Origin of the sequence: Sulfurihydrogenibium subterraneum DSM 15120, assembly GCF_000619805.1 — a bacterium.
Classification (GTDB): Bacteria; Aquificota; Aquificia; order Aquificales; family Hydrogenothermaceae; genus Sulfurihydrogenibium; species Sulfurihydrogenibium subterraneum.
The window spans coordinates 87,379-110,809 of record NZ_JHUV01000009.1; the positions used below are offsets into that span (position 1 = coordinate 87,379).

Genomic DNA, 23,431 nt, shown 5'->3' on the forward strand with positions numbered 1-23,431 from the left:
AAAAATTTGAGAGGTTAAGAGATGAAAAAGTTTTTATCAGTTTTAATGATGATTTTTGTTATTTCTGGAATATCAAAAGCTGCAAATTTAGCATACGTTGATATGGAGAAAGTTATGAATGAGTCAGAAAAAGGAAAGAAGTATAAAAAAGATTTAGAAAACAAACTTTCTTATTATCAAAACAAAGCAAAAGAATTACAGAATAAAATCCAAGACCTTCAAAAACAGCTTCAAAGTCCAGCTTTAAAAGATAATGTAAAAGAAGAGAAAAGAAAAGAGTTAAGAGATTTAGCAAGACAGCTTCAGTCCTTAGAAGCACAGGCAAATGAAGAACTTGCAAAGATGAAAGCAGAAGCTGAAAAAAACATGGTTATGGAAATAAAGAAAATAGCAGAGAAGATAGCTAAAGAAAGAAACCTTGACGCTATTTTTTACGGCGGGCTTGTAAGTGGAGTACTGTATGCAAGTCCTAAACTTGACATAACAAACGACGTACTAAAGGAGTACAACAAGCAAAAATGAAGTTAAGTCAGATAGCTAACTTAATAAACGCAAAAGTAGAGAACTTAAAACAGGATATTGAGATTAAAAATCTCAAAAGTGTAGATACTGCAACAAAAGAAGATTTAACTTTTGTAAAAGACCCAAAAAAACTAACAAAAACGAACGCAGGAGCTGTATTAACACCATACTTTATAGAAAGTTTAGACATACCACAGCTTATAGTAGAAAAACCTGATATTGCATTTTATAAACTAATAGAAATCTTCTATCCAGAAGAAAAACAAGAAGGATTTGTATCAGATAAAGCTGTGATAGGTAAAAACGTAATTATAGACAATTCAGCAGTTATAAATGATTACGTTGTTATAAAAGATAACGTAAAGATAGGAAAAAATACAGTTATATACCCATTTTCTTACATAGGAGAAAATACAGAAATAGGAGATAACTGTATAATCTACCCATCAGTTGTAATCTATAAAGACACAAAAATAGGAAACAATGTAATAATACACTCAGGAACTGTGATAGCTTCCGATGGTTTTGGATACTACCAAGAAGGAAATCGAAGGAAAAAAATCAAACACATAGGAAAAGTAATTATAGAAGATGACGTAGAAATCGGTGCAAATACAACAATAGACAGAGCTTTGGTAGATGAAACTGTTATCAAAAAAGGAACTAAGATAGATAATCTTGTTATGATAGGACACAACTGTAAGATAGGAGAAAACACAGTTTTAGTATCTCAAGTAGGAATAGCTGGAAGCTGTAATATAGGAAACAACGTTATTTTGGCAGGGCAGGTAGGGGTTGCAGACCACATCACAATAACAGACAACGTAATAATAACGGCAAAATCAGGAGTTGGAAGTAATATTACTGAAAGTGGAATATACGGAAGTTCTATAAACGCTATAGAGTGGAAAAAGTGGAAAAGGGTAATGGCAGTTATTTATAAACTTCCAGAAATAATAAAAAAGTTTAAGGTAGAATGAGAGAAAGAAATTTAGAATCAATAGAGTATAATAAATTTTTAGAATTACTGTCATCTTATACACACAGCGACCTTACAAAAAAACACATCGTAAGTCTAAGACCTTTTAACAATTTAGAAAAACTACAAAAAGAAATCCAAAAAACTCAAGAGCTTTACGACCTTTTTATAAAAAAAGGATACCTACCACTTACAGAGTATCCAGACATATCCCAAGCTTTAAACTTAGCTGTTATAGAAGACAGTATCTTATCACCTAAAGACCTTTTAGAAATATCATCACTACTTAAAGCTGTAAAAGAAGTAAAATCTTACATAGATATATCACAGGTTCAAGTTTTAAAAAGTCTATATCAAGACCTTACGCCCCTTAGAGAGTTAGAAAAAGCAATAACAGACAGTATAGATAATACCTTTTCTGTCAAAGATACAGCTTCCACAGACCTATCAAGAATAAGAAAAGAGATAAAAGAAGTAGAAAGTAAAATAAACAAAGTTTTAGAAAACATACTTAACAAACCTGCATACGAAGGAGCAATACAAGAAAAAATAATAACAATAAGAAGAGAACGCTTTGTTATACCTGTAAAGTACAATTACACCTATAAAATAAAAGGAATAATCTTAGACAGGTCTTCTTCTGGAAATACGGTTTACATAGAGCCATTTGAAGTTGTCCCTCTTAACAATAAACTTTCAGACTTAAAACTTCAAGAGCAGATAGAAATAAGAAAGATATTAAAATTTTTAACAGACTTAGTAAGGTCAAAGATACACTTTATAAAAAAATCCTTTGAAGCTATTTTAGACTTTGACATTCTTCAAGCAAAAGTAAGGTATGCAAAAGAATATAAATGTATATTTCCAAACCAAGATAAATATTTAAGACTATACAATGCAAGACATCCTATATTTTTACTTAAAAACAAGCCTTTTAACCCTATTGACATAATAGTAGAAAATAAAAAAGGACTTATAATAACAGGGTCAAATACAGGGGGTAAAACAGTTACATTAAAAACAGCAGGACTGTTATCTCTTCTATACAAAACAGCAATTCCTATCCCAGTAGATGAAAACTCTACTATCAGAGTTTTTGACAGTGTATTTATAGACATTGGAGATTATCAAAGTATAGAAGAAAACCTATCTACATTCTCTTACCACGTAAAAAATATCAAAGAAATTTTAGAGTTATCAACTGAAAACAGTTTACTTTTGTTTGACGAACTTATTCCAGGAACAGACCCAGATTTTGCATCTGCATTAGGTATAGCAATTTTAGAGTATGTAAGAGAAAAGGGTTGTTTTGTGATTGCTTCAACCCACCTTAAAAAAGTCAAAATGTACGCATTAGGTAGTGATTATTACAATACAGCATCTGTAGGTTTTGATAAAGAAACATTACAGCCTACATATAAGGTTTACTACAACACAGTTGGCGAAAGTATGGCATTTTACATAGCAGAAAGACTTGGACTTCCTGAAAAAATCCTTCACACAGCTAAAAAGTACGTTGAAGAAGATATTCTAAAGTTTCAAGATATGGCTTCTAACCTTTCTAAAATGATAGCTCAGTATGAAGAAAAAATAAAAGAAATTGATATATTGAAAAGACAACTTGAAGAAGAGAAACAAAAGTATGACCAACTTGTTAGGCAGTTAGAGCAAGACAGAAAGCAAAAATGGAAAGAAAGTCTAAAAGATATCCAGGATTATATAAAAAATCTAAAAGAAGAAGGTTATGAAATTTTAAGACAGGTAAAAGAAGAAAAATCAGGAAGCAAGTTAGAGAGATTTATAAAAACGAAAAAATTAGAAATTGAGAGTTTAGAAAAAGAAGAAATTAAAGAAGAGATAAAAGAAGGAGACACAGTCAGACTTAAAGGAAAAGCTCAAAAGGGAACTGTTATAGCAATAAGAGAAGATAAAGCAAATGTAGATTTTGGTGGGTTAAAAGTTTGGGTAGATTTATCAAAACTTGAAAAAGTTAAAGATGAAAAAAAAGAAGAAAAACAAACAGTAAAAGTATCAAAACCATCTGTAAATGTAATGCCATCAATAAACCTAATAGGAAAAACAAAAGAGGAAGCAATAAAAGAGTTAGAAAAGTATATAGACAGTATATTAATGCAAGGTTTAACAACGTTTAAAATAATACACGGTTATGGCACAGGAGTACTAAGAAAAGCTGTAAGAGAGTACCTTGATAAACTTCCATATAAAATAAGGTATGAAGATGCCCCCTATCACGAAGGCGGTATGGGGGCTACCATTGTTTATTTAGAGTGAAAAAGAGGTAATAAAATGGCTATTTTTATAATAAAAAATAAAAAAATAAGAAAGCTTCACATAAACACCGAAAAATCAGAGCGGGACATTCAAAAGTTATTTGAAGATAATTTAGAAGAGATTCTGAATATTAATTTTTTAGCTTCTGAATATCCTACTACATGGGGAGGTAGAATTGATACTTTAGGAATTGACAAAAATGGTTCACCAGTTATCATTGAATACAAAATTGGCAAAAATGAAAATGTTATTAATCAAGCTTTATCATACCTACGCTGGCTTTTAGATCATAAAGCAGAGTTTGAAAAATTATGTAAAGACAAGAACATGGAAGTTAAAATAGATTGGAATTCACCACGTGTAATTTGCATCGCTGAGTCTTTTAGTAAGTTTGACATTGATACAGTTGCAATTCTTCCGATTAGAATTGAACTTTTGAAGTATGCTATTTATGAAAGTGGTATTTTTCATATAGAAACTGAAAATTATGAACAAGTTAAAAGGGATAAAAGAGAATTAATTCATAAAGAAAGAAGAAAAATAGAAAAGCTTCAATATTCTATAGAGGATCATCTTTCAGACAAAAACGAGAAAATTAAGGAGTTATTTTACATCTTAAGAGAAAAAATAATGTCCTTGGATAAAAATATAATAGAAGAACCTAAAGCCAGGTATATTGCTTATAAACTTTCTACAAATTTTGTAGATATAGTTATTTTATCTAATTCACTGAAAATATTTTTAAATATGAAGAGTGGAACATTAAAAGATAAATGGGGATTAGCAAGAGACTTAACAAAACCAAAGCCAATAGGTCATTGGGGAAATGGTGATTACGAAATAAAAATAGATTTGTCTGACGATGTAGAAAAAGCTTTCGAGTTAATTAAACAAAGTTATGAATATAATAGATAATAGATAAGAACTTATATAACCTCTTGACTATACATAAGAAATGAGTATAACATATAGTCTGCAATGACAAGAGAATAAGAGTTAAGAAAAAAAGGACTTGACATTTAAAGTTAGAAAGAATATAATGAATATCTCTTTTGTAGAAGAGAATATGTAAGTGCAAAGAATAAAAAACCTCTTGACAAAGAGATAAAAAAGGGATAAAATAAATATCCCAAAAATGAGAAGCGAATAAGGTGAATAAAAAAAGTACTTGACAGAGAAAGTCAAGTATGATAAACTGGATATCTGTCAAAAATCAGCAGCCATAATCGGCTGAGATAAAGGACCTTGGCAGTTGAATAAGGAGACCAAGTAGAGAGCGGGTAAACTCGAAGATTACTTTGGAGAGTTTGATCCTGGCTCAGCGCGAACGTTGGCGGCGTGCCTAACACATGCAAGTCGAGGGGCAGCAGGCTACTACCTTCGGGTAGTAGTGCTGGCGACCGGCAAACGGGTGAGTAACACGTAGCTAACCTACCCATAGGTTGGGGATAACCATCCGAAAGGGTGGCTAATACCCAATAAAGAGGGGACTCCAAAGCCCTTACGGGTGCCTATGGATGGGGCTGCGTCCCATCAGCTAGTTGGTGAGGTAAAGGCTCACCAAGGCTACGACGGGTAACCGGTCTGAGAGGATGATCGGTCACAGTGGGACTGAGACACGGCCCGCACCCCTACGGGGGGCAGCAGTGGGGAATATTGGGCAATGGCCGAAAGGCTGACCCAGCAACGCCGCGTGGTGGAAGGAGCCCTTCGGGGTGTAAACACCTTTTCTGGGGGAAGACAATGACGGTACCCCAGGAATAAGGGACGGCTAACTACGTGCCAGCAGCCGCGGTAATACGTAGGTCCCGAACGTTGCGCGAAATTACTGGGCGTAAAGGGTCCGTAGGCGGTCTGGTAAGTGGAAGGTGAAATCCTACGGCTCAACCGTAGAATTGCCTTCCAAACTGCCGGACTTGAGGCAGGGAGAGGTCGGCGGAATTCCCGGTGTAGCGGTGAAATGCGTAGATATCGGGAGGAACACCAGTGGCGAAGGCGGCCGACTGGAACTGACCTGACGCTGAGGGACGAAAGCTAGGGGAGCAAACCGGATTAGATACCCGGGTAGTCCTAGCCGTAAACGATGGATGCTAGATGTAGCCTACGAGAGTAGGCTGTGCCGCAAGCAAACGCGTTAAGCATCCCGCCTGGGGAGTACGGCCGCAAGGTTGAAACTCAAAGGAATTGACGGGGACCCGCACAACCGGTGGAGCGTCTGGTTTAATTCGATGCTAACCGAAAAACCTCACCAGGGTTTGACATGCGGTGTGTCGGGTATGAAAGTATCCTAGGCTATGATTATTCATAGCCGCGCCGCACAGGTGGTGCATGGTCGTCGTCAGCTCGTGTCGTGAGATGTTGGGTTAAGTCCCGCAACGAGCGCAACCCTTGTCCTGTGTTACCAGCGGGTAAAGCCGGGTACTCACAGGAGACTGCCGGCGATAAGTCGGAGGAAGGAGGGGATGACGTCAGATCAGTATGCCCTTTATGCCCTGGGCTACACAGGCGCTACAGTGGCAGGGACAATGGGACGCGACGCAGCAATGCGGAGCAAATCCCCTAAACCCTGTCGTGGTGCGGATTGGGGGTTGCAACTCACCCCCATGAAGGCGGAATCGGTAGTAATGGCGAATCAGCAATGTCGCCGTGAATACGTTCCCGGGTCTTGTACACACCGCCCGTCACGCCATGGGAGTTGGGTTCATCGGAAGTCCCCGAGCTAACCGCGAGGAGGCAGGGGCCGATGATGGGCCTGATGACTGGGGCGAAGTCGTAACAAGGTAGCCCTAGGGGAACCTGGGGCTGGATCACCTCCTTTATAGGGAAAACCTATACAAAAGGCTACAGGAAAGGCCTGCTCTTTACAATGGTCTCCTTAATAAACTGCTAAGGGCCTTTAGCTCAGGCGGTTAGAGCGTACCCCTGATAAGGGTAAGGTCAGTGGTTCAAGTCCACTAAGGCCCATAGGAATGGGGACGTAGCTCAGATGGGAGAGCATCTGCTTTGCACGCAGAGGGTCAGGGGTTCAAGTCCCCTCGTCTCCATAGGAAAAAAATAAAGACCTTGGCAATTGAATAAGGTAGTAGGAAGTAGGTAGAATAAAAGGCCAAGCTGCTAAGGGTCCATGGTGGATGCCTGGGGCAGCCAGAAGGGAAGAAGGGCGTGGCAAGCTGCGAAAAGCCTCGGGGAGCTGCAAGCGAGCGATGATCCGAGGATACCCGAATGGGGAAACCCACCAGCCCATAGGCTGGTATCCTCAAAAGAGGAGCCGAACCGGACGAAGTAAAACCTTTTAGTAGTCCGAGGAAAAGAAACCGAAAGGGATTCCCTAAGTAGCGGCGAGCGAACGGGGAAGAGCCTAAACCGACGTAGTGCCATGGCGGCAGCCTTAGCTACGTCGGGGTAGAGGGACATATCTGGAGAAGTCTGCCGGCTTCTCAGGAAGTTACAAAACCGACAGGTAGCAGAAGTAGCTGGAAAGCTACGCCATAGAGGGTGAAAGCCCCGTATGCAAAACCTGGAGGTCTTCCTGAGATATGATCCCGAGTACCACTGCCCCCGTGAAAGGTAGTGGGAATCAGCCCAGACCACTGGGTAAGGCTAAATATTACTGGCTGACCGATAGCGCATAGTACCGCGAGGGAAAGGTGAAAAGAACTCCGGAAGGAGAGTGAAAGAGAACCTGAAACCATGGATCTACAAACCAGTGGAAGGACAATAAAAGTCCGACTGCGTGCCTCTTGGAAAATGAGCCAGGGAGTTGCGGTATGCGGCAAGCTTAAGCCGATAGGCGAAGGCGAAGGGAAACCGAGTCCGAAAAGGGCGCTAATAGTCGCATGCTGCAGACGCGAAGCGGAACGATCTATCCATGCCCAAGGTGAAGGACGGGTAACACCGTCTGGAGGCCTGAACCAATCGGTGCTGCAACACAGTTGGATGAGGTGTGGATAGGGGTGAAAAGCCAATCGCGTTCCGTGATAGCTCGTTCTCCCCGAAATGCATCGACGTGCAGCGTCAGGCGTTCCTTCCGGGAGGTAGAGATACTGAATGGGCTAGGGCCCCGAAAGGGGTACCGAACCCAACCAAACTCCGAATGCCCGGATAGGTAGCCTGGCAGTGAGACTACGAGGGATCAGCTCCGTAGTCGAGAGGGAAACAACCCAGATCGCCAGCTAAGGTCCCAAAGTGCATGCTAAGTGGAGAAGGATGTAGAGTTTCTAAGACAGCGAGGAGGTTGGCTTAGAGGCAGCCATCCTTTAAAGAGTGCGTAACAGCTCACTCGTCGAGAGACTCTGCGCCGAAAATTTAACGGGGCTAAGCATGCCACCGAAGCTGCGGGATTGCCCAAAAGGCAATCGGTAGGGGAGCGTACCCAGCGGGAAGAAGTCATACCGTAAGGAGTGATGGACTGCTGGGTAGTGAGAATCCTGGTATGAGTAGCAGCGAAGACAGGTGAGAAACCTGTCCGCCGGAACTCCAAGGTTTCCAATCCAATGAAAATCAGGGTTGGGTTAGTCGGGACCCTAAGGCGAGGGCGAAAGCAGTAGCCGATGGGAAGCAGGTTAAAATTCCTGCACCAGCTAACTGGAGGCCAAGGCATGACGCAGGAGGATAGTCTCGGGGGTGATACGGATTGCACCCTTCAAGCGACCGAGGGTGAGGGATAGGCAAATCCGTCTCTCAAACAGCCTGAGGCGTGATGAGGAGAGCAGCTTCAAGCTGCTCAACCGAGATGACTTCAGACTGCCAAGAAACAATGTCGTGGTCGATGAAGGTTAGCTGACCGTACCGGAAACCGACACAGGTGGAGTGGGTTAGCAGCCTAAGGCGATCGGGGTAACTCTCCTCAAGGAACTCGGCAAACTGACCCCGTACCTTCGGAATAAGGGGTGCCCACCGGAAGGTGGGTCGCAGAAACCAGGTCCAGGCGACTGTTTACCAAAAACACAGCACTGCGCAAACTCGAAAGAGGACGTATGCGGTGTGAAACCTGCCCAGTGCCCGTAGGTTAAGGGGATGGGTGCAAGCCCAGAACCGAAGCCCGGGTAAACGGCGGCCGTAACTATAACGGTCCTATGGTAGCGAAATTCCTTGTCGGGTAAGTTCCGACCTGCATGAATGGTCCAACGATCTGGACGCTGTCTCGAGGAGAGTCCCGGTGAAATTGTAGTGCCGGTCAAGATTCCGGCTACCTGCGGCAGGACGGAAAGACCCTGTGAAGCTTTACTGTACCCTGACACTGATTGCCTGCATACTCTGCGCAGGATAGGTGGGAGGCTAAGAAGGCACCCTTTCGGGGGTGCTGGAGCCACCGGTGAGATACCACCCTGAGTGTGTGGGTAATCTAACCCAGCTGTGTAATCCACAGCGGGGACAATGTCAGGCGGGCAGTTTGACTGGGGCGGTCGCCTCCTAAAGGGTAACGGAGGCGCCCAAAGGTACCCTCAGGTGGGTCGGAAATCCACCGTTAGAGTGCAAAGGCATAAGGGTGCCTGACTGCGAGACTGACAAGTCGAGCAGATGCGAAAGCAGGGCTTAGTGACCCGCATGTTCCGCGTGGAAGGGCATGCGATCAGCGGATAAAAGCTACTCCGGGGATAACAGGCTAATCCCGCCCAAGAGCCCATATCGACGGCGGGGTTTGGCACCTCGATGTCGGCTCGTCGCATCCTGGGGCTGAAGTAGGTCCCAAGGGTTGGGCTGTTCGCCCATTAAAGCGGCACGCGAGCTGGGTTCAGAACGTCGTGAGACAGTTCGGTCCCTATCCGCCGCAGGCGCAGGATACTTGAGAGGAGCCATCCTTAGTACGAGAGGACCGGGATGGGGCAGGCTCTGGTGTACCAGTTGTTTCCCAAGAGCAGCGCTGGGTAGCCATCCTGCTACGGGATAAGCGCTGAAAGCATCTAAGCGTGAAGCCCACCTCAAGATAAGGTATCCCTGAAGGGCCGTGGGAGACTACCACGTAGATAGGCTGCAGGTGGAAGCTCGGTGACGGGTGGAGCCAAGCAGTACTAATAGCCCGTTTGGCTTGGCCTTATTCTACTTACTGACCTACTATCTTATTCAATTGTCAAGAATCCCTGGTGTCCATAGCGGTGGGGAAACACCCGGCTTCCATTCCGAACCCGGCAGTTAAGCCCACCAGCGCCCATGATACTGATCGGGAGACCGATCGGGAAAGTAGGTCGACGCCGGGGCCTCTTATATCTCTATCTCATACCTCTTTAACTTTCTCCAGAGAGTTACTCTATCAATTCCTAATATCTTTGCAGCTATAGTTTTATTTCCATTAGCTTGTTTTAATGCTTGTAAAAGAGTTTCTTTTTCAGAGATTTTATTGATTTTTTCATTAGGATATATATTTTTAGTATTTTTATAATTTAATACATCATTTGGAAGATGTTTTATGTCTATAATACCATTTTCGCTTAGTATTACAGCTCTTTCTATTATATTTTCTAATTCTCTTATATTTCCAGGATAATTATATTCTAGTAATATCTCTAGTGCTTCCGGAGAAATCTTTTTAATTTTCTTTTTATAATTTTCTGAATAAAATTCAATAAAGTAATTAATCAAAAATGGTATGTCTTCTTTTCTTTCCCTTAAGGAGGGAACTTTTATTGATATAACTTTTAATCTATAATATAAATCCTCTCTGAATTTTCCTTCTTTTACAAGTTTGTGCAAGTCTTTGTTTGTAGCTGCAATTATTCTTATGTCTACTTTCCTTGTTTTTAAATCTCCTAGTCTTTCAAATTCTTTTTCTTGTATAAGATGTAAAAGTTTACTTTGTAAATAGATTGGGAGCTCACCTATTTCGTCTAAAAATAAGGTTCCCTTGTCTGCCAGTTCTACTTTTCCTGGTTTATCCTTTAAAGCTCCTGTAAAGGCACCTTTTACATAACCAAATAGCTCTGATTCTAATAGATTCTCTGGAATTGCAGCACAGTTTATCTTTACAAAAGGTTTATCTCTTCTTGATGATAGGTTATGAATATACTTTGTCAAAACATTTTTTCCAGTTCCCGATTCTCCTTCTAAAAGTATGTTAGCGTTAGTATCAGCAACTGTTTTAGCAATTTCTATTACATAATTCATTACAGGACTTTTTGAGATAAGTCTGGTTTTACCTACATTATCACTGGATAGCATACATTCAGGAACTACATAAAAAGATACTATTCTGCCTCTAAAGTTTTTCATAGGTGTTGCAACTAAAGATACTTTAATTTTTCCTAAAGCTGGCGTTTCTATAAATAAATCTTCTCTATTTGTAGGTAATTCTGATAATTTTTTATTAAGAAGAAGTTCTATATTCATTCCTTTTATATCTGTTTCTTTACATATAAGATTTTTTGCTATTTGGTTGTACTCTATTATCTTACCTTGTTCGTCAACTACAATGATGGCGTCTATTACAGAATCCAGAACTATTTTGTTAAACTCTTTCTCTTTTCTTATCTCTTCTATGTATTCATACAACTTTGTTGAGTCTCTAAATTCCTCTAAAAAGCCTATAACTTTACCATCTTTATAAACAGGGGTTATGGAATAACAGACTGTTTTATTACAGCAAGATAACTTTGTGTCAAAATTTTCTATTTTTTCAAATTTGCCATTTTTAAGGAACTTATCAATAGGACAGCTTTTACATAAATCAAAAGATCCGAAACAGGAATCCCCCTCCTCCTTTTTAATTATATTTTTTGCAGATTTATTCAAATATTTTATTTTTTTATTTAAATCAATAAAGACAACACCACTTGATAAATCATCTAAAATTTTTAAATCCAAATCTTACCACTCCGTAGGTACTTTTCCCATCATTTTTAAACTTTCTTCAAAAGGACCCATGTATTTCATAGCAGTTATCATAGAACCTTTGAACTTTAATTTTTTTGTAAGCATTGCTGCTTTAGGACCCATCTCTCCTTTAGCTAAAGTTTGCCAATCTTTCTCTGTAGCCCACATTTCAAAGTCATACTTTCTATTGTCTGCTTTTCCAGCTTCTTTTGCAATACCGTTTTCTACTATAAGGTGAACTGCATCATTTTCTTTACCTTCTATATAGTATTTTATACTTGCAGAGAAATTTTTTAAACCCTCTTTTAATTTTTCATTTTTGTTCCACTCTTCTTTGTAAAGATTTATCCATTCTTCTGATAAAAATTTTGCCATACTATACTCCTTCAGATTTTTTAATTAAAAAAGGGGGGATAAGACCCCCGAAGGTAAAGTGTTAAGCCGAAAGAAGGGCTTTGAATACTTCGTTGAATGAAACTTCATCGTTTTTAACAAAAACGCCTACATTTCCTGCTACACATACAGAGTACTTAGGACCTGTTAGAGCCCAGCCTAAAAGTGGTGTCCATTCTTGGCCAGAAAATGCTGTATATCCATCTGTTTGCATTTTTGCCATTGCATTGTTTGCAGCACACATAGCAGCTGCCATTGCTGCTTCTTCTTCTGTAATATCACCTTCAAAAGCTACTAATGTTCCATCTGGATTAAACTCTCCTGCTGCAAAAACACCTTTGATACTCATAAGTTTTTTTAAGTCTGCCATTTTCCTTACCTCCTTAGATGTATTTGCTTAATGTCTCAAAAGTTTTGTCAAAATCTGCCTTGTCAAGCTCTACAAAAACTCCTACGCTTCCCATAATGCACGCTGCATACTTACCAGCTGCTACCGCAAAACCTTGTACTGGCCAAAATCCATCTTTACCTGTGTAAGCGCTCCATCCTTTTGCTTGCATGTTTCCAATAGCTTTATTTGCAGCACACATAAGGGCAGCTATTTCTGCCGCTTTCTCTGATATGTCTCCGTAATAAGCCAATAGCTTGCCGTCATCTGAAAATTCTCCAGCTGCTACAGCCCCTGGTAAAGACATAAGTTCTTTGAGTTTTGAAAGTGTTGCCATTTTATTTACCTCCTAAAAAAGATTTCAATACTATATATAGCAATATTAATGCCAAATATTTAAGTTGTTGATTTTTTATGGGATTTTATAAATGTTGAGTGTTGCATAACCGTTGCAATGTTGCAAGTGTGTTGCAATAACTGTTGCAGAGTTTATTGAGATATAATATTTTTAAAAACTTTTGAAGGAGATTTTTGTGAGAAGCTTTCCTGTCATAAAGCAAGTAGAAAAATCTGTTTATAAAATCTATTTTAATGACCCTTTTTTAACTCCTGTTGTAGTAGAAAACGAAGACCAGTTTAAAGAAACTATTAACCAATTACTTGCAAATAACAAAAGAGAAGAAGCAAAAGAGCTATCTCAACAATGGGTTAATTTACATAAAAAATATTTTAAAATTAACTATAAAGGTAAATTTTTAAATCTTGGAGTTAAAACTGCTATTATGGGGGTTGTTAACGTTACACCAGATTCTTTTTCTAACGGAAGTGAAAATTATAAAGATATTAACTATATAGTAGACAAAGTCTCAAAGATGCTTGAACATGGAGCTGATATTATAGATGTAGGGGGAGAGTCAACTCGCCCTGGAGCTGAACCTGTTTCAGCAGATGAAGAGTTAGATAGAGTTATACCTGTCATAAAAGCTTTAAGAAAACATCTTGGAGATAGATTTTTTATATCTGTAGATACTTATAAATCAGTTGTTGCAAAGGCTGCTTTAGACGAAGGAGCAGATATAGTTAACGACATAAGTGGTATGAGTTTTGACCCTGAGATGGCAAAAGTTGTTGCTAAGTACGACTGCCCTGTGATTATAAATCATATAAAAGGAACCCCAAAAGATATGCAAAAAGGGGATATTTATTACGATGATGTTGTATATGATATAGTTGAATTTTTTAAAAAGCAGATAAGGTGGGGACTGGAGAATAGTATTAGACCAGATAGATTTATAATAGACCCAGGTATAGGATTTGGTAAAAGAGTTGAACATAATGTAGAGATTATAAAGAGACTTTCTGAGTTTAGGATTTTAGGACTTCCGATTTTAATTGGTATTTCAAGAAAATCTTTTTTGAATGTTATACTTAAAAATCTCTTAACTAAAAAAGATATTCCACCGAAAGATAGATTATATGCTTCATTAGGTGCTACAGCTTATGCTGTTTTAAACGGAGCTCACATAGTTAGAGTTCATGATGTAAAAGAAACAGCAGAGTTTCTGACTATTTTAGACACTATAAGAGGCTATAGGGTTGAATGATATTTATTCTTTACTGGGTGTTTTAACATCAATAGAGTTCAAAGATATACTTGATATTTTAATAGTTTCTGTCATAATCTACTTTCTTTTAAAATTCTTAGCCGGAACGAGAGGCTGGCAAATACTTATAGGACTTTTATTTTTGCTATCTGTGTGGCTTTTAGCAAAAATCTTAAACTTGAATACTTTAGAATGGATTTTTGAAAATCTATGGAGTATAGGTATATTTGCGATATTTGTAATATTTCAACCAGAGCTTCGTAGAGGACTTGCAAAGTTAGGTGAAAAAGGTATTTTTAAGTTTTTTTCTTCTGGAAATAAAAAGGTAATAGATGATGTTATAAGGGCTTGTTTGTTTATGGCTGAAAGGAAAATAGGAGCGTTAATAGTTTTTGAAAGGAATGTGGATTTATCAAATTACATAGAAGGTCAGGTAAAATTAGATAGTGAAGTATCTTCTGAGCTTTTAATTACCATATTTACACCTCAAACTCCTCTTCATGATGGAGCTGTTATTATAAAAGAAGGAAAGGTAGCTTACGCAAGGGCTTTTTTACCTCTTACAATATCTTCAGAAGTTCCTGAGAAAATAGGAACGAGGCATAGAGCTGGAATAGGCATATCTGAGGAAACAGATGCTGTTGCAATAGTTGTTTCAGAAGAAAGAGGAGAGATATCAATTTGTGTAGATGGTAAAATCTACAAAAGTCTGGATATTTTAGGTTTAAGAAAAAAACTCTACAAATTTTTAGGTGTAGAAAAACCCACTACTTTTGAAATACTAAGAAAAAAGTTAAGAGAAAAAAATGAAGCTAAAAAACAAACTTAAAAAATTAAAAATTGTAGTTTTTGAAAACTTTTCTTTAAAAGTTCTTTCTTTTATTGTGTCTTTTTTACTTTGGCTTAACGTCTCATCTCAAACCCACTCTAAATTTCAGGTATACAGTTATGTTGATATAATAGATATTCCACAAGATTTAGACGTTAAAAAAATAAAACCTGAAAAGGTAAAAGTAATTTTAGAAGGTAAATATTCAGACAAATTCGATGATATTAAATTAAAAACTTTTGTTAGAGGGGATAAATTAAAAGAGGGTAAAAATGAACTTCCTGTAGAAGTAATTATTAACTCTTCTAAATATAAGGTTGTATCAATACAGCCTGAAAATGTTATAATATTTACTTACAAAAATTCTACTCAAAACAAGGAGAACCAATGATAGAGATTTTTATAGAAGATTTAAACCAAAAGTTTAGCTATCCAGAAGGAATTACATTAAAGGAGATTTTACAAAATCTAAATGGCAAGTTTAAAGATGTTGTTGGGGGGAAGTTTGAGGGAGAAATTGTAGATATACACACTCCTATAAGAAAATCTGGTAGTTTAAAGTTTTTAACAAAAAAAGACCCAGAAAGTCTTGAAATTCTTAGACACTCTTTAGCTCACATTATGGCTCAAGCTTTAAAGGAAATCTATGGAGATAAAAATGTTCACCTTGGTGTAGGTCCTACTACTGAGAATGGTTTTTACTACGATGTAGAGATAGAAGGGGTAAGACTTACAGATGAAGACCTTCCAAAAATAGAAGAAAAAATGAAAGATATAATAAAAAATGGCTATACGATAGAAAGGTACGAGCTGCCAAGAGAAGAAGCTGTAAAATTTTTTGAAGAAAAAAGAGAGATATACAAAATAGATATTATAAAACACAACATTCCAGAAGGAGAGCCTATTTCACTTTACGAACAGGGGAATTTTGTTGACCTTTGTAGGGGACCACACCTTCCTTCTACAGATAAAGCTGGGTCATTTAAACTTGTATCAGTGTCTGGAGCTTACTGGAGAGGTAAAGAAACTAACCCAATGCTCCAAAGAATATACGGCGTTGCCTTCTGGACTGAAAAAGATCTAAAAGATTATTTAAATATGTTAGAAGAAGCAAAGAAAAGAGACCATAGGAAAATTGGTAAAGAGTTAGAACTGTTTATGATTGATGAGGAAGTTGGTGGTGGGCTTGCAATATGGCTTCCAAAAGGTGCAATTATAAGAAAAGAGATAGAAGATGCATGGAAAGAAGAACATCTAAAAAGAGGATATCAGCTGGTTTACACTCCCCATGTAGGTAAAGAACACTTATGGCAAACAAGTGGACACTTATCTTTCTACCAAGAGAATATGTACCCCAGAATGCAGATAGAAGAGGAAGGATATTACGTCAAACCTATGAACTGTCCTTTCCACGTTGAGATATACAAATCAAAGCAAAGAAGTTATAAAGAATTACCTATAAGACTTGCAGAGCTTGGAACGGTTTACAGATACGAAAGGAGTGGAGCTCTCCACGGACTTATGAGAGTTAGAGGATTCACCCAAGATGATGCTCATATTATATGTAGAGAAGACCAAGTAGAAGATGAAATTAAAGAGGTTTTAAACTTTGCGTTAGAAACCTTAAAATCCTATGGATTTGAAGAATTTGAAATTTATCTTTCAACAAGACCAGAAAAATCTGTTGGTGATGATAGAATGTGGGAGGTAGCTACCCAGTCTTTAAGAAAAGCTATAGAGTCTACAGGTCTTGATTACAAAGTTGATGAAGGTGGAGGAGCTTTCTACGGTCCAAAAATTGACGTTAAAATAAAAGATGCCATAGGAAGAATGTGGCAGTGTTCTACTATCCAGTTTGATTTTAACCTTCCAGAGCGTTTTGATATGTACTATATAGGAGAAGATAACCAAAGACACAGACCTTATATGGTCCACAGGGCTATTTTTGGGTCTATAGAGAGATTTATTGGAGTGCTTATAGAACATTATACAGGATTTTTACCAGTATGGCTTTCCCCTGTTCAGGTTAAGATTATTCCTATAGCTGATAAACATTTAGATTTTGCAAACAAAGTTAAAGACATTCTTTTACAAAACAAAGTAAGAGTAGAAGTAGATGATAGAAGTGAAAGAATGAATAAGAAAATTAGAGATGCGGAGCTACAAAAAGTTCCGTTTATGTTGGTTATAGGAGATAAAGAAATAGAGAATAACTCTTTATCTGTAAGAGAAAAAGGAGTTGGTAAAACAGAAAGTATGAGCATAGATAACTTTGTTGAAAAGATAAGATTTTTAATAAAAGAAAAGAAATAAGGAGTTAATATGATAGGTAAGATTCTTGGAATGTTTTCTAACGACATAGGGGTAGACTTAGGAACTGCAAATACGTTGGTTTTTGTTAGAGGAAAAGGAATAGTATTAACAGAACCTTCAATTGTTGCAGTAGATAAGGTTCAAAACAAGGTTTTAGCTGTTGGAAAAGAAGCTAAAGAAATGGTAGGTAAAACACCTGAACACATACAGATTATAAGACCATTAAAAGACGGTGTTATAGCTGATTTTGATACAACTCAAGCAATGCTTAAATACTTTATCCAAAAAGTCCACAACAACTTTCCACTTGTAAAGCTTATAAATCCAAGACCAAGAGTAATAATAGGAGTTCCGTCAGGAATTACTACTGTTGAAAAAAGAGCTGTAATAGATGCTGCAAGGCAAGCAGGTGCAAGAGAGGTTTACCTTATAGCAGAGCCTATGGCAGCTGCAATAGGTGCAGGACTACCTATAGAGCAACCAGGTGGAAATATGATAGTTGACATAGGAGGAGGAACGTCTGAAATAGCTGTTATATCTCTATCGGGATTGGTGATATCTAATTCCATTAGGATAGCTGGAGATGAAATGAACGAAGCTATTATAAACTATCTAAAAAGAAACTACCATATATTAATAGGTGAACAAACTGCAGAAAATATAAAAATAAATCTTGGGTCTGCTATAGAATCAGAAAGAGATAATAAAACGATGGAGATTAGAGGTAGAGATATGGCAGGAATGCCAAGAAGTATAACAATTACAGGTAAAGATATTAGAGAAGCTCTGGAAGATGTTATCATTCAGATTGTTAATGCGGTAAAGTCAACTTTAGAAAAGACACCACCAGAATTAGCTGCAGATATAGTTGAAAGAGGTATTGTTTTAGCTGGTGGTGGGTCTTTAATTTACGGACTTGATAAAAGATTAAAAAATGAAACAAACCTTCCTGTTGTTTACTGTGATGACCCGTTAACTGCGGTTGCAAGAGGTATAGGAAAAGCTTTACAAAACATCGACCTTATAAAAAGAGTTTCTTTTAGATGATAGGTAAAGGATTTGATTAAAGATGTTAAAAAACTTTTCTTAAAGACTTTAATATTCTTTATACTTATATCTATAACGATAATAATCATTTTTTCCTCTTTTTTTAAAAAAACGTCTATAGACCTAATCGGTTTACCTAACAATGTTATTGTTAATGTAATGGAAGCTTTTAAAAGTTTTTCAACATACCTTAAAGACAAAAAGAGTATGGAAGAAGAAAATAAAAGTTTAAAAAAACAGACAGAGTTCTTAAAGTTAGAAAATCAAAAACTATCTTATTTAAAAACAGAAAATGATGAGCTGAGGAATCTTTTAGAATTAAAAAATTTTTACGGTTTTAAAAAGACATTTGTCGCAAAAGTAGTAGGTTTTTCTCCTGACAACTGGGTTAATAGCTTTATTATTGATTTAGGGAGAAATGAGGGTATAAAAGAAGGAGATATTGTTGTTAATCGAGGATACCTTATAGGTATTGTAAAGTTGGTAGGAGATAGATATTCACAAGTAATGTCTGTTAATGATAAAAATTTTAAAATAACAGTTAGAACACGGAAAACTGGAGAGATTTGTTTTTACAATGGTTTAGATTATAAAAGAGGAATATTAAAGTATGTTCGTCCTGAGCAAGATATAAGACTTTCGGATATAGTCGAAACAACAGTTGTAAATTCTGGTAGTCCAGAAGGTATTCCAGTGGGGATTGTTAGGAAAATATCTACAAAAGAAGGTGAGTTTTTTAGGGATGTGGAGGTGGAAACGTTTTACTATCCTTATAACTTAAACTATGTTTTGGTAGTTCAAAGATGATTCACTATGGAAAGTACTTTTTAATTTTATTACTACTTATTATTTTACAATCAAGTCTGATTTTTAAAAGTTTACTAAATTTAGCTATAGTACCAGATTTTCTTTTGGTTTATATTTTTTGGCTTGTGATAGAAGGTAAAGAAACATTAGCAAAAATTGTTGGCATTTTTGCAGGAATATTTTTAGACCTTATCAATCCTGATAAGACTTTTATAAACGCATTTTCTTACTTTTTTTCTGCTATGTACATTCTAAGTTTTAAAGCAAAGTTTATACAGTTTAACTTCTTATTAAAGGTTTTAACAATTTTTCTTTTTAGCTTTATAGTCTACAGTTTAAAGACAGGCTATAGCTACTTTTCAACTGGATTTTTTTCAGAAAGAGACAAGGTTATATTAATATTTTACACTCTTTCAAATGTAGTGATGATTTATGTAATCTATTACTTAGATACGTTTTTGATAAAAAAAGATGAAGTTTAATAGATTTTATTTTTTAATAACTGTTATATTTTTAGTTTATTTAATTCTTGTTGGAAGACTTTTTTATCTTCAGATAATAAAGGGACAATATTATGCAGAGATATCTAATAGAAACTATATCAAGATATTTGAGTCAAACCCTCCCCGTGGAAAGATATACGACAGAAACGGTGTTTTACTTGCTTACGATGTCCCAACTTTTGATTTAATAGCTTTTCCTTATATTGTTAAAGAAAACTATAAGATTGAAGATTTAAAAGTTATTTTAAAAAATCTCTTTGAAATAGATTTAGATGAGAAAAATCAAAATATTATAAAGAAAAATCTACTTCCGAAGATAACTTTGAAAAAAAATTTAAATCAAAAAGATGTTGAGAATTTTTATAATTATAGCTACATGCTTAAAGGTTTTTATCTTGAAGTTGTTCCAAAAAGGGTATACACTCCTGAAGCAAACTACTTACCTCATATAATCGGATACGTTGGATACCCAACAAAAGAAGAGGTAGAAAAAAATCCTGATATAACTTTAAGCACACTTGTAGGAAAAAGTGGAATAGAGAAAATTTATGACCATATTTTAAGAGGAAAAGCAGGACAAAAAGCGGTTTTAGTTGATGCATTTGGTAGACAAAAGAAAATCCTCTGGGAAAAAGACCCTCAAAAAGGAAATGATATTTATTTAAGTATAGATATAAGACTTCAAAAGATTATATACGAAACATTTAAATCATCTGGACATAAATCTGGAGCTGTCGTTATTGTAGACCCAAACAGTTATCAAATTTTAGCAGCTCTTAGCTATCCTACTTACGATTTACAAAAATTTTATGAAGGATTAAAATTAGAAGAATGGCAGGCTTTAACTGGGGATAAATACACTCCTTTAGTTGATAAAGTATTTAGTGGAAGGTATCCTCCAGGTTCTATATATAAGCCTTTAGTAAGTATAGCGGCATTAGAAGAAGGTGTAATAACTCCTGAAACAAGAATACTAAGCGGTTCAGAATTTAGCATAGGAAAGTACAAATATAGAAACTGGAATAAAGCAGGATGTGGTTATATAAACGTAGCTCAAGCATTAGAGATGTCGTGCGATACTTTTTATTATCAAGTAGGTTTAAAATTAGGTGTTGATGATATTTATAAATATACTAAACTATTTGGTATAGGAGAAAAGTTAAATCCTGAGATTGAGAAAAAAGTGGCAATCGTTCCAAATAGAGAGTGGAAAAAGAAAGTTTTAAAACAGCCATGGTTTCATGGAGATACTGTTAACTTGAGCATAGGGCAAGGTTATCTCTCTATAACTCCTTTTGATGCTACTAAAATAGTAGTACCAATAGTAAATGGTGGAAAAGTGTTAAAACCACAGATAATAAAAGGATATTATGATAATAAAAAACAGATGTTTGTATCTCTAAATCCAGAAGTTATAAGAGTTATAAAGATGAAAAAATGGAATTTAGATACAGTAAGGTATGGTATGTACCTTGTGGTTTATGGACCTCAAGGCACCGCTAAAGCTTTAAAATCGGTTCCAGTAAAGAATGCTGGGAAAACAGGTACAGCTCAGGTTTATACTTATCTTACACGGCAGAAGAAACATAGTAAATGGGATCTAAGAGACCATGCTTGGTTTATAAGCTTTGCACCTTATGAAGACCCTAAATTGGCAGGAGTAGTGTTTGTAGAGCATGGAGAAAGTGGTGGTGGAGTTGCAGCTCCTTTAATGGCAAATATACTAAAAAGAGCTTTTAAAGAGGGAGTAGTAGATGTTAAATGAAAGAGTTAATATTTGAAAAACTTAAAAAAATAGATGTTATTGTCTTTTTTATAGCATTATTTTTAATTATATTTAGCATTTTTAACATATACAGTGCATCTTACCATGAATTTTCAAACTTATACATTAAACAGATAATTTTTGCAGTATTTTCTTTTTTTATAATTTTAACAACTACTTTTCTATTTGATTACAGATGGTTGTCTTCTGTATCTTTTTACCTTTACGGTTTAGGTATTTTTTTACTTGTTTTAGTAAAGTTTATCGGAACAACGATTTTAGGTGCAAAAAGATGGATTAACCTTGGATTTTTTCAGCTACAGCCATCAGAAGTTATGAAATCTATTATGATATTTTTTTCAGCAAATTACATATCATCTTCAAAACTTCCTTTATCCTTTAAAGACTTTTTAAAGTTAATGTTATTTTCGTCTATACCTTTTGTTTTAATATACACTCAACCAGATTTAGGAAGCGGTATAATGCTTCTATTACCTGTTTTTGCTATGGTATTTTTAGCTGGATTTAAGTTAAGATACATAATTGGTTTTGCTTTAGTACTTGTCCTTATTTCTCCTTTAGTTTGGACTCACCTTAAAGATTATCAGAAAAATAGAATAATTGCTATTTTAAATCCAGAAGCTGACCCAAAAGGAACTGCTTATCATATAATTCAATCAAAAATAGCCATAGGTTCGGGAATGTTAACAGGTAAAGGATACCTTCAAGGTTCCCAATCAAAGTACTACTTCTTACCTGAACAGCACACAGACTTTATATTTGCAACTATAGGAGAAGAGTGGGGATTTGTTGTATCTTTTTTACTTGTATCTTTATATCTTGTTTTATCTTTGAGAATATTTTTTATAGGAAGGCAGTTAAAAGATATGTTTGGAAAGTTTATATGCTACGGAGTAGCTTCTTTAATAGCTTTTCAATCTTTCATAAACATTGCTATGAACTTAGCCATAGCTCCAGTTGTAGGAGTACCTCTGCCATTTTTAAGTTATGGTGGAACTGCTTTAATAATGTTTAGTTTTCTTATAGGTTTAGTTTTGAATATTTCGTACATAAACAGTAAACAAAGCTTTCAACTATATACAGAAAACATAGGAGATTACTGATGGATTTAGAATCTTTAAAAAATAATCAGTTAGAATTAGCTAAGAGATTAAAGTTGGAAGATAAGATAAACATAAATAAAATAAAGTTAGTAGCAGGTATAGATACTACCTTTTTAGACCCTTACAAAGAACCTACCTTAGCTATAAGCTGTATAGTTGTTTTAAATTTAGAGGATTTTTCTGTTGTTGAAGTAGTGTTTGGACAAAAAGAAATAGACTTTCCATACATACCAACCTTTTTAGCTTTTAGAGAGATTCCATCTATAATGGATGCTTATCAAAAATTGAAATCAGTTCCTGATGTTTTTATATTAGACGGTCAAGGAATACTTCACCCCAGAAAGATGGGGATAGCTTCCCATTTTGGAGTTATTACAGATACAGTTAGTATCGGTTGTGGTAAAAGTCTTTTGTATGGCAAGTACACTCAAATAGAAAACAAGCCAATGGCTTACAATCCTGTTTACGCAGATGGAGAATTAAGAGGTTATGCTTTAAGAGTTAAAAAAAATACTAACCCTATCTTTATATCTCCTGGGAATAACATATCCTTAAACAGCTCTCTTTATGTTATAATAAAAACAATAAAATCCTACAAACTACCTGAGCCTGTTAGATTGGCTCACAACTATTTAACAGAATATAGAAAAAAACTTCTGCAAGAGGTAAAAGATGGCTGAAGAAAAAACAGCAGTTATAGAACTTACAGATCAAGGTTTTATAGGTAGAATGGAAAACAAGGATTTTATTTTAAATCTCTCTAACACAACCTTTAACGCCACAGACTTAATGCTTATATCTATCGGATACTGCTTTGGTATTACAGTAGATGCTTATGTGAAACATAAAAATTTAAGTATATCTAATTTAAAGATAAACGTAAAAGGAAAAAAACACGAAACAGAAAACAGGTACGAAAAAGTGGACATAGAAGTGTCCTTTGACGGAGATTTAACTCCAGAACAAAGAGAAAGAATTATCACGATAGGAAAAAGAGGCTGTACTGTAAGCAACTCTATGATAAAAGCTCCAGAAATAAACGTAATCTTAATTTAAAAA

Annotated in this window: 19 protein-coding genes, 2 tRNA genes and 3 rRNA genes; 20 read left to right on the top strand and 4 right to left on the bottom strand. The window is 36.2% G+C overall.

From position 1 onward, the window contains the following. Positions 1 to 21 precede the first annotated feature (21 nt). The 9 genes from Q385_RS0103505 (at position 22) to rrf (ending at position 9,990) form a co-directional block, all read left to right on the top strand. Positions 22 to 522, top strand: a complete 501-nt coding sequence (locus Q385_RS0103505; RefSeq protein WP_028950340.1) for an OmpH/Skp family outer membrane protein — start codon at positions 22 to 24, stop codon at positions 520 to 522. Then, a complete protein-coding gene (gene lpxD / locus Q385_RS0103510; protein ID WP_028950341.1) occupies positions 519 to 1,502 on the top strand; it encodes a UDP-3-O-(3-hydroxymyristoyl)glucosamine N-acyltransferase in 984 nt (327 codons plus the stop codon). Before Q385_RS0103505 ends, lpxD begins: the two co-directional genes overlap by 4 nt. After that, complete coding sequence (locus tag Q385_RS0103515) at positions 1,499 to 3,793, top strand: endonuclease MutS2 (protein WP_028950342.1); 2,295 nt, start codon at positions 1,499 to 1,501, stop codon at positions 3,791 to 3,793. The genes lpxD and Q385_RS0103515 overlap by 4 nt, the downstream gene beginning before the upstream one ends. 15 nt (positions 3,794 to 3,808) lie before the next feature. Further along, on the top strand, positions 3,809 to 4,708 hold the full coding sequence (locus Q385_RS0103520; protein WP_028950343.1) for a DUF5655 domain-containing protein: 900 nt from the start codon (positions 3,809 to 3,811) through the stop codon (positions 4,706 to 4,708). A gap of 380 nt (positions 4,709 to 5,088) precedes the next feature. Then, positions 5,089 to 6,611, top strand: a 16S ribosomal RNA gene (locus tag Q385_RS0103525). Between the two features lie 72 nt (positions 6,612 to 6,683). Beyond that, a tRNA-Ile gene (locus Q385_RS0103530) sits at positions 6,684 to 6,757 on the top strand. A gap of 7 nt (positions 6,758 to 6,764) precedes the next feature. Continuing rightward, positions 6,765 to 6,837, top strand: a tRNA-Ala gene (locus Q385_RS0103535). A 60-nt stretch (positions 6,838 to 6,897) separates the two neighbouring features. Further along, positions 6,898 to 9,829, top strand: a 23S ribosomal RNA gene (locus Q385_RS0103540). Between the two features lie 43 nt (positions 9,830 to 9,872). Continuing rightward, positions 9,873 to 9,990, top strand: a 5S ribosomal RNA gene (gene rrf / locus Q385_RS0103545). The 16S, 23S and 5S rRNA genes sit together here with 2 tRNA genes alongside, the layout of an rRNA operon. Before the next feature lie 4 nt (positions 9,991 to 9,994). Here the strand turns inward: rrf and Q385_RS0103550 are convergent. From Q385_RS0103550 to Q385_RS0103565, 4 genes are all read right to left on the bottom strand, one after another. Further along, positions 9,995 to 11,590 (bottom strand): sigma-54-dependent Fis family transcriptional regulator, encoded by a 1,596-nt coding sequence (locus Q385_RS0103550; protein WP_028950344.1) that lies wholly within the window; start codon positions 11,588 to 11,590, stop codon positions 9,995 to 9,997. 3 nt (positions 11,591 to 11,593) lie between these two features. Continuing rightward, a complete protein-coding gene (locus Q385_RS0103555; RefSeq protein ID WP_028950345.1) occupies positions 11,594 to 11,974 on the bottom strand; it encodes an SCP2 sterol-binding domain-containing protein in 381 nt (126 codons plus the stop codon). A 61-nt stretch (positions 11,975 to 12,035) separates the two neighbouring features. After that, a complete protein-coding gene (locus tag Q385_RS0103560; protein ID WP_012674493.1) occupies positions 12,036 to 12,362 on the bottom strand; it encodes a DUF2173 family protein in 327 nt (108 codons plus the stop codon). Between the two features lie 13 nt (positions 12,363 to 12,375). Next, positions 12,376 to 12,717 carry a DUF2173 family protein gene (locus Q385_RS0103565; RefSeq protein WP_028950346.1) on the bottom strand — a complete coding sequence of 114 codons (342 nt, stop codon included), beginning with the start codon at positions 12,715 to 12,717 and terminating at the stop codon, positions 12,376 to 12,378. 196 nt (positions 12,718 to 12,913) lie between these two features. Here Q385_RS0103565 and folP point away from each other — a divergent pair, with 196 nt between their 5' ends. Genes folP through Q385_RS0103620 form a run of 11 tightly spaced genes read left to right on the top strand, consistent with a single transcriptional unit; the run spans position 12,914 to position 23,428 of the window. Further along, a complete protein-coding gene (folP, locus tag Q385_RS0103570) occupies positions 12,914 to 13,984 on the top strand; it encodes a dihydropteroate synthase (protein WP_028950347.1) in 1,071 nt (356 codons plus the stop codon). Beyond that, positions 13,977 to 14,813, top strand: coding sequence for a diadenylate cyclase CdaA (cdaA, locus tag Q385_RS0103575; RefSeq protein ID WP_028950348.1), 837 nt, complete (start codon positions 13,977 to 13,979; stop codon positions 14,811 to 14,813). Before folP ends, cdaA begins: the two co-directional genes overlap by 8 nt. Beyond that, positions 14,791 to 15,204 carry a YbbR-like domain-containing protein gene (locus Q385_RS0103580; RefSeq protein ID WP_028950349.1) on the top strand — a complete coding sequence of 138 codons (414 nt, stop codon included), beginning with the start codon at positions 14,791 to 14,793 and terminating at the stop codon, positions 15,202 to 15,204. The genes cdaA and Q385_RS0103580 overlap by 23 nt, the downstream gene beginning before the upstream one ends. Beyond that, positions 15,201 to 17,126, top strand: coding sequence for a threonine--tRNA ligase (gene thrS / locus Q385_RS0103585; protein ID WP_028950350.1), 1,926 nt, complete (start codon positions 15,201 to 15,203; stop codon positions 17,124 to 17,126). Before Q385_RS0103580 ends, thrS begins: the two co-directional genes overlap by 4 nt. A gap of 9 nt (positions 17,127 to 17,135) precedes the next feature. Then, a complete protein-coding gene (locus Q385_RS0103590; RefSeq protein ID WP_028950351.1) occupies positions 17,136 to 18,173 on the top strand; it encodes a rod shape-determining protein in 1,038 nt (345 codons plus the stop codon). 12 nt (positions 18,174 to 18,185) lie between these two features. Then, a complete protein-coding gene (mreC, locus tag Q385_RS0103595) occupies positions 18,186 to 18,980 on the top strand; it encodes a rod shape-determining protein MreC (RefSeq protein ID WP_028950352.1) in 795 nt (264 codons plus the stop codon). Then, positions 18,977 to 19,462, top strand: a complete 486-nt coding sequence (locus Q385_RS0103600; RefSeq protein WP_028950353.1) for a hypothetical protein — start codon at positions 18,977 to 18,979, stop codon at positions 19,460 to 19,462. Before mreC ends, Q385_RS0103600 begins: the two co-directional genes overlap by 4 nt. Continuing rightward, positions 19,452 to 21,248, top strand: coding sequence for a penicillin-binding protein 2 (gene mrdA, locus Q385_RS0103605; RefSeq protein WP_028950354.1), 1,797 nt, complete (start codon positions 19,452 to 19,454; stop codon positions 21,246 to 21,248). Before Q385_RS0103600 ends, mrdA begins: the two co-directional genes overlap by 11 nt. Further along, positions 21,245 to 22,372 carry a rod shape-determining protein RodA gene (gene rodA / locus Q385_RS0103610; RefSeq protein ID WP_028950355.1) on the top strand — a complete coding sequence of 376 codons (1,128 nt, stop codon included), beginning with the start codon at positions 21,245 to 21,247 and terminating at the stop codon, positions 22,370 to 22,372. The genes mrdA and rodA overlap by 4 nt, the downstream gene beginning before the upstream one ends. Further along, on the top strand, positions 22,372 to 23,052 hold the full coding sequence (locus Q385_RS0103615; RefSeq protein ID WP_028950356.1) for an endonuclease V: 681 nt from the start codon (positions 22,372 to 22,374) through the stop codon (positions 23,050 to 23,052). Before rodA ends, Q385_RS0103615 begins: the two co-directional genes overlap by 1 nt. Next, positions 23,045 to 23,428, top strand: coding sequence for an OsmC family protein (locus Q385_RS0103620; RefSeq protein ID WP_028950357.1), 384 nt, complete (start codon positions 23,045 to 23,047; stop codon positions 23,426 to 23,428). The genes Q385_RS0103615 and Q385_RS0103620 overlap by 8 nt, the downstream gene beginning before the upstream one ends. The last annotated feature ends 3 nt before the right edge of the window (positions 23,429 to 23,431 follow it).